Source organism: uncultured Campylobacter sp., assembly GCF_938045405.1.
GTDB lineage: Bacteria > Campylobacterota > Campylobacteria > Campylobacterales > Campylobacteraceae > Campylobacter_B.
In genome coordinates, this window is record NZ_CALIMW010000266.1 from 1 (window position 1) to 7,523 (window position 7,523).

6 protein-coding genes are annotated in these 7,523 nt (G+C 50.6%); all 6 read right to left on the reverse strand.

What is annotated here, in order from left to right; all coding sequences use genetic code 11:
- Positions 1–316 precede the first annotated feature (316 nt).
- Complete coding sequence (locus tag Q0140_RS11270) at positions 317–991, reverse strand: methionine ABC transporter permease (RefSeq protein ID WP_297964639.1); 675 nt, start codon at positions 989–991, stop codon at positions 317–319.
- 222 nt (positions 992–1,213) lie between these two features.
- Positions 1,214–3,088 carry a menaquinone biosynthesis decarboxylase gene (locus Q0140_RS11275; RefSeq protein ID WP_297964641.1) on the reverse strand — a complete coding sequence of 625 codons (1,875 nt, stop codon included), beginning with the start codon at positions 3,086–3,088 and terminating at the stop codon, positions 1,214–1,216.
- A 9-nt stretch (positions 3,089–3,097) separates the two neighbouring features.
- Positions 3,098–4,087, reverse strand: coding sequence for a hypothetical protein (locus Q0140_RS11280; RefSeq protein ID WP_297964643.1), 990 nt, complete (start codon positions 4,085–4,087; stop codon positions 3,098–3,100).
- Positions 4,087–4,935 (reverse strand): hypothetical protein, encoded by an 849-nt coding sequence (locus tag Q0140_RS11285; RefSeq protein ID WP_297964645.1) that lies wholly within the window; start codon positions 4,933–4,935, stop codon positions 4,087–4,089. Before Q0140_RS11285 ends, Q0140_RS11280 begins: the two co-directional genes overlap by 1 nt.
- A gap of 2 nt (positions 4,936–4,937) precedes the next feature.
- A complete protein-coding gene (gene metG / locus Q0140_RS11290; RefSeq protein ID WP_297964647.1) occupies positions 4,938–6,935 on the reverse strand; it encodes a methionine--tRNA ligase in 1,998 nt (665 codons plus the stop codon).
- A 46-nt stretch (positions 6,936–6,981) separates the two neighbouring features.
- Positions 6,982–7,523: type II secretion system protein (locus Q0140_RS11295; protein WP_297964649.1), on the reverse strand; the 542-nt coding region annotated here is incomplete at its 5' end.

A 7,523-nucleotide genomic window follows, 5' to 3' on the forward strand; every position in this document is an offset into this window, starting at 1 on the left:
TTAAACCGTCAAGCAAAAGCAACGATACATGCTCGCTTTTATATATTTTATCCGCCTGCGATCCTTTAAATTTTCGCTGAACGATTGTAGCTAAATTTTAAAAAGCCTGTTCATAAATCAAAATTTTAACCTGCTACTACGAACACGGAGAATGAATGCCCGAAGCTAAGCGTAGAATTTGAGTGCAAGCAAGAGTACAAATAGCCGGATACGAACACAAAAAGACAAAGCTTGGGCGCAGTCAAATACCGCTTGCGGTATGCGTCATTGCTCGTACATTTACTTTTCGCGATAGCAAGAGGCCCCGTCTAAACCCCTACTTTTTCGTGATTTTATAGAGTAAATTTCCGATGCTTTGGATGATCTGCACGAGCACGATCAGGATCACGACTGTGTATGCCATTATATCGGGGCGGAAGCGCTGAAAGCCGTAGCGGATCGCCACGTCGCCGAGCCCGCCGCCGCCGACCGTGCCCGCCATCGCCGTAAATCCGATGATGACGATGAGCGTGAGCGTAATCGCGCCGATGATGCTAGGCAGCGCCTCGACGAACATTACTCGAAAGATTATCTGCGTCTTGCTCGCGCCGAAGCTCTTCGCCGCCTCGATCACGCCGCTATCAACCTCCAGCAGCGCGCTTTCGATGAGCCGCGCGATAAAGGGCGCCGAGCCGATAGTAAGCGGCACGATCGCCGCGGTGGTGCCGATGCTCGTGCCCACAAGAAGCTTTGTAAGCGGAAAGAGCACGATCAGCAAAATTATAAATGGAAAGCTTCGCAGCGTGTTTATCACGACGTCCAGCACGGCGTAGACGATGCGGTTTTCGCAGAGCCCGCCGCGACGCGTAAGGATAAGCACGATCGCAAGCACGAGCCCCAAAATAAACGCCAAAGCCGTGCTTACGAAGGTCATATACAGCGTCTCCAGCGTAGCGTTTAACAGCAGCTTCGGAATCGTTCCGCTAAAAAAATTTTGTATCCACTCTATCATTTATGTCCTTTCATTTTGTGCTTGCTTGCGCTATACCAGGCTTTTGCGCCGCTTTTAAAAATTTTTGAAATTTTAAATTTTCGCTGCAGCAAATTTTACGCCTTAAAATTTTAGCCCTCGCGCGGCGGTAAATTTTATGAAATTTTACCGCTTCGAGCTATAAATTTATATGAAATTCTATCTAAATTTAACGTGCAGCCCTTAAAATCAGAGTGCAAAATTTTAAAATTTCAAATCCGCGCGAAGTTTCGCCTCGCGTCCTAAAAAAATCTCAAATTTCTTAAATAGCTCGGGCTCATCCTGCACGATGCCCCGCTCTATGAGGCTTGCTACGACTTCGCGGCTGCAGAGCGTCTCCTGCGGCCACCGGCGCGTATAGCCCTCCCATTCGTGCTTGCTCGTAGCGTCGATGCAGATGCGATCGTCCTGCGCCACAAACACGTCGCGCAGCGCATCGATGCTATTTACGATGCGCCAAACGCTCATATAGAGGTTGTTCGCGTCATTCCTCGCATCGGTAAAAATCAAAATTTTAAAATTCTCGCTAAATTTCAAAAGCCGCCGCCAGCTCCGCTCTACGAGCTCTTTTTTGTCTATGTTTATCAGCACGAGCGGGTTTTTCGTATCGCAAAAGTGTTGCTTAAGCGCCAAAATAGCGGGCTCCTCGCTTTGAAATTTAGCTAGCAGCTCCTCGTCGCTTAAAATTTGCGGCGCCTGCGAGCTTAAATCAACCGTCGCATCGATGCCGAGCTTGCCGCCGAAGCAGGAGTTCGGGCTTGCGTGATCGAGCTGATCGCACACACCCTCGCTAAAAACGAGGCTGAGCGCGCCTATGCGGTTTAGGACGTACTTCGTAAGCGCCTCGTACTCATCTAAGCTCGGCGCGTCCTGCGGTACGAAAACGGCGTGTTTTACGAAGCTCATCTGCCCCACGCCCCAAAACGCGTGCATGATCTGTTTGGCAGCAGCGGGGTAGCGCACGGCGATCTTAGCCAAAATCAGATTGTGAAATACGCCGTTTTCGGGCATTTTATAATCGATCAGATCGGGCGCGCTCGTGCGAAACAGCGGCAAGAAGATCCGCTCGGTCGCGTATCCCATAAATTTATCCTCAAGCGGCGGCTTGCCTACGACGGTGGCGTGAAATACGGGCGCGCGCTTGTGCGTGATCGCGCTAACCTCCATCACCGGGAATGGCTCTACCGGCGTGTAATATCCGGTATGATCGCCGAAAGGCCCCTCCGGCTCGCTTACTGCGGGATCGACAAAGCCCTCGATCACGTAGTCCGCGCCCTCCGGAACGTAAATTTCATTCGTAAGCGATTTTACGAGGCGAGCGGGACTGCGGCGGATGAAGCCGTAAAGCAGCAGTTCAAAAATCCCCTTCGGCAGCGGCGCCTGACCGCACCAGATATAGAGCGGATCGCCGCCGATCGCCACGGATACGGGCATCTTGCGCCCTGCTTTACGGTATTCGTCGAAAAAGCCCGCGCCGTCTTTATGTATCTGCCAGTGCATTCCCAGGCGGTCGCGCCCGTAAATTTGCAGGCGATACATGCCGAGATTTTGCGTTTGCGAGTTCAGATCCTTCGTATAAACCTGCCCCATCGTGATAAAGGCGCCGCCGTCACCCTCCCAGGTCTTAAGAACGGGAAGCTCGCCCAAATCGACGTCAGCGCCCAGATGCGCGACCTGTTGGCACTCGCCGCGACCGCTAAGGCGTTTTACAAAAATTTTACGCAGCGAGATTAAGTGCGCCAAGAAATCAAGCTTTTCGCTAAAGCTTTGCGGACGCTTCGGCTTTAGCAGGCTCTCAATCTCAGCGGCGATCTCGTCAGGTTCGCGGCCGAGGATTAAATTTAACGCAGAAGATGAGCCGAAAATATTGGTTAGCACCGGCGGCATCCGTTTGCCCTGCGCGTTTCGCACGTTCGTAAAAAGCAGCGCCTGCGAGCGCTCTTTCTTGACCTCGATGTAGCTTGCGTGCGCGATCTCAAGCTCCGTGCCGATCTGCTCCTTTACCTCGCGCAATAGCCCGTTTTCGTAAAGCCTCTTTAGCCAAAAATTTCCGTTTAAAATTTCATCAAAGCTCTGCATCCGCTGCCTTTAAAAAAATAGATTTTTTTCTTGCGGTTTTTGATTTAGAAGCTGCAAGATCGCGCTCTTCTCCGCAAAAACCAGCGCATAATGAAACTCGGGCAGGCTCTTTAGCGCGCTTAGCTTATTGAAGCGAAAGTCGATCTTAACGCCGTCCAATCGGTCCTCCCAGCTAGCGCAGACGATAATTTTTTCGCGGAATTTCGCCCGCAAAAACTCCGCCTCGCGCGCAAAAAGCTCAGGATCGCTCTCGGCGATAAAGGCGCGATAGCTGCCGCCGAGCGAGCTAACATTAAAAAATCGATCCACAAAAATCGGCTCGAAATGGCCGAATGCGCTTAAGCTTTGAAATTTAAAGGGTATGTTTTTGCGCGAGAGATACTCGATCACGCCGCATAGCTCGGGCAAAAACAGCTGCGGAAAGACTAAATTTGAATAATAAAGCCCACCGAAAACGAAGCTGCTGTAAAATATCGAGCCGCCGTAAAGCAGCCTAAAATCGTCGCTCGCAGGAACCCGGACGGGCGAGATACCGAGGCTTTGCAAAAGCTCGGCGTCGGTGGTGAAGTAGGTATTTTTCTCTTTGGCATTCATTAGGCTAATGAAAAGCTCGCCCTTGCTGCGCGGCGCAAACATCAAATTTTTCGGCACGCTCGTGTAGCGCAGGATCTCGCTTTGCACCTCGTTTATCAGCACGAAGCCGTGCCGCCACGTCTCGCCCAGAAATTTTATCAGTCGCACGAGCGCCGAGCATAAATTTTCGACCTTGATAAAGGCGATCTCGTCGTTAAGCGGCTTGAAATTGTTATCGAAAATGATCGCGTACGCGCCGTTATCGATCGCGGTGTGCACGTCGCGCTCGTTTGCGCCGAGTGCGATGAAAGCGCCCTTTTTCGCGACCTTTGCGGGCTCAATCGCAAAGCTTTCGACCGCGGAGATTGCGGGATTATTTAGCATCGTTCCGTTTACGATACGGGTTAAATTTAATAAATTTACCATTACGACTTCCCTGCGGCGGAGCTTTTGGCGGACGCGCTCTTTGCGGCGCGGCGCGGCTGTTTCGCAGCAGATGCGGAACTTGCGCCGGACGCGACGACGTCTTTTGCGGCGATTACAGTAGGCGTAGCAGTATTTTTTGCGATACGGCGAGATTTTACGTTCTGAGATACGCTTTTAGCCGGTATCGCTTTTGCGCTTGGCGCGGAAATTTTATTTTGCGCGGCGCTTTTGGTAGATGCAGATTTAGCTACGGAGGTTGATTTTGCGACAGATGCCGAAGCCGCGCCTGCTGCGACACTTTTGGCGGTCGATGCGGCTTTTACCGTAGGCGCTATTTTTTTAGCGAGCGGAGATTTTTTTGCGGGCGCGCTTTTTGTCGCTGTGTTTTTTTTAATAGTGGCACTTTTGGAAAGTGAGGCGTCTTTTTTAACATTCGCGCTAGAAATACTTGCTGCGCGCTTTCTGTGCGGCGTGATGCCTGCATTAAAATTTTCGTTATCCGCGCTTGCGCGCTTTTTCGAGCGCTCATCCGTAAATTTACCGGTGCGCGAAAATGAGCGCACGACCGCGCGCGCGCCGAGTTTTGCACATTTTAAAGCGGCAGACTTCGACAGCTCGCAAATGCCGAATGTTAAAATTTTACGCGCCGCAAATTTTAAAGCAACCCCCGCACCGAGCTTAAGCGCCAAAGGCGTGGCGCATACAAGCCCGCCCGCGCCGATCTTTGCGGCAAGTGAGGAGTTGCGGCAAAGGTTTAAAATTTTATCCGAAGCGGCGCTTTTTTGCGCGCAGAGTCCAGCCGCACCGCAGATAGCGAGCTTCGAAGCCTTGCGCGCTAAAGCCTTCATCGCTAACCTACGATTGCGCCGTTTTTTACGGGCGCGAGAGTACTAAGCAGCGTGAGACTGCCGTCCTCGGCACTTAAAATCATGCCCTCGCTGCTATGTTTAAAAATTTTAGCGGGTTTTAAATTTGCCAGCACGCAGATCTGCTTGCCGATAAGCGCGGCGGGATCGTAAAATTTCGCGATACCGCTGATGATTTGACGCGGTCTCTCCTCGCCCAAATCGATCATAAATCGCAACAACTTCTCGCTACCCTCAATGTTTTCGCACTCCAAAATCGTGCCGACTTTGATAACACACTTTTTAAAATCATCGATTTTAATCTGCACTTCAGATGCTGCGCCTTGGGCTTCTTGCACCGTAGCGCCCGAGCCGGAAGCGTTTGCGTTTAAGTTTAGCGCGCTTTTTGCCGCAGCGTCTGTGCCCGAACCGCTTGCAGAATTTGCAGTGCCATCCAACCTGTCGTAGTCCGCCTTCGGCATTAGCTCGTGATCGATCTTGGTAAAAAGCGGCTCGCACGGCTTGGCCTTAAAATCTAAAATTTCGCCGCGAAGTATGAGCTTTTCATAAAGCGGAGTGGATATTTCAAAGCCGAGCGTGTCTGCGATACGTGCCGCCGTCTTCGGCATCGCGGGACTTAGCAGCACGGCGACTTTAGCCAAAATATTTGCAACCAATGCGACGAGAGCCAACGCCTTAGCCTGCTCGCCGTTTTTCATCAAATTCCACGGCTCGTATTTTGCAATCGAAGCGTTCGCAAGAGCAAGCGCCCTCCAAAGCTCCTCCAAGTATCTATTGGTAGCGACCTCCTCAAGCGCGTTAAGTGCGGCGCTCAGATAGGAGTTCGCTTCCTCGATCTCGGCGGTGAAAAATTTCATCACGTCTTTAGAATTTATGACGTAGTCCGAGTATTTTGCGCTCATGCCAACGATGCGGCTAAGTAGATTTCCAAGCTCGTTGGCAAGCTCGGAATTTACGCGGTTGATGATCGCTTTTTGCGAAAAATCGCCGTCTTGGCCGAACGGTACCTCGCGCAGTAAGAAATACCTAAACTGCTCCAGCCCGTAGGCGTTTGCGACCTCGCGCGGATTCACAACGTTGCCAAGGCTCTTGCTCATCTTTTTGCCGTCGCGCGTCCACCAGCCGTGAGCTGCGATGCTGCGTGGCATATTTAGCCCCAGGCTCATCAAAAACGCAGGCCAATAAACGGCGTGAAAGCGTAAAATGTCCTTGCCCACGATGTGCAGCGCGTCGCTCCAATACTCCATCCGCTCGCCGCCCGCGCAAAATCCAAGCGAACTAAGATAATCCATCAGCGCGTCCAGCCAGACGTAAATCACGTGCTTCGGATCATTTAGCTCGGGCGGAATTTTAACGCCCCAATCAAAACCCGTTCTCGTGATCGAAAGATCCTTCAGGCCGCTTTTTACGAAGCTTATGACCTCGTTTTTTTTGCCTAGGGGAAGGATGCACTTTTCATCCTCGTACCATTTTAAAAGCCGCTCTGCGTAGGCGCTAAGCCTGAAAAAATAGCTCTCCTCTTTTAAAATTTTAGTCTTTTTGCCGCAGTCGGGGCAATACTCGCCGTCGATTAGCTGAGCGGAAGGGAAAAAACTCTCGCAGCTTACGCAGTAGTTGCCCTCGTATTCGCCCTTATAAATGTCGCCCTTTTCATACATCTTGCGAAATACGTTTTGCACCGCCGCCTCGTGCGCGGCATCGGTAGTGCGCGAAAACATATCATAGCTGATGTCAAACTCGTCCCACAGGTCTTTAAATTTAGCGCTCACGCCGTCTGCATACTGCTTTGGGCTCTGACCGTGCTTAGCTGCGGCCTCCTCGATCTTTTGGCCGTGCTCGTCGGTGCCCGTTTTAAAAAACACCTCGTATCCTTGCAGGCGGTAAAATCTAGCCATCGTATCGGCGATGATCGTCGTGTATGCGTGACCGATGTGCGGGACGTCGTTTACGTAATAAATCGGCGTCATTATGTATTTTTTCATTATTCTCCTTGCGCTTACTTAAATTTGACTAAAAATTTTATTAGTCCTATTGTGCGGCTGTGCCGGTATTAGAATTTAGCGTGTATCTTACGTATCCGGTCTCCGGCTCGATAGTAATACTAGCGGTCTCTCTTGCATCATTAGTAAGTGTAATAACGCACTGGCCCACAAAAAGCCTATCATATGGCACATTAGAGTTCGCTAACTGCCCCATTGGGCGACCGTAAGAATCAAAGGAGATGGTGTGATTGTTTCCATTACCGCAATTAGTAAATTGTATATTTCTTATATTATATGTTGCTCCTAAATTTAGCTTTTGATTCATCCTTGCACCATCAGTATTGGCAGGTTGCCTAGCAAAGCCCGAAGTAAGCAGTTTGTTGGGATTTTGCGGATCAGCTGCCATAGAATTTAGGCTATTTGGTTGTCCGTTTGAACCCGGGAAAGCTCCGTTATCCCAATATATATTATATCGCCATCCTGCTGCAGAGCCCGGTGCTCCTTGATCAGTAAATTGAATCCTCCAAAATCTCTTAAACCAATCCGGGTCATTAGGATCGAATTTGTTATCATTCATAGCCAGCTGCT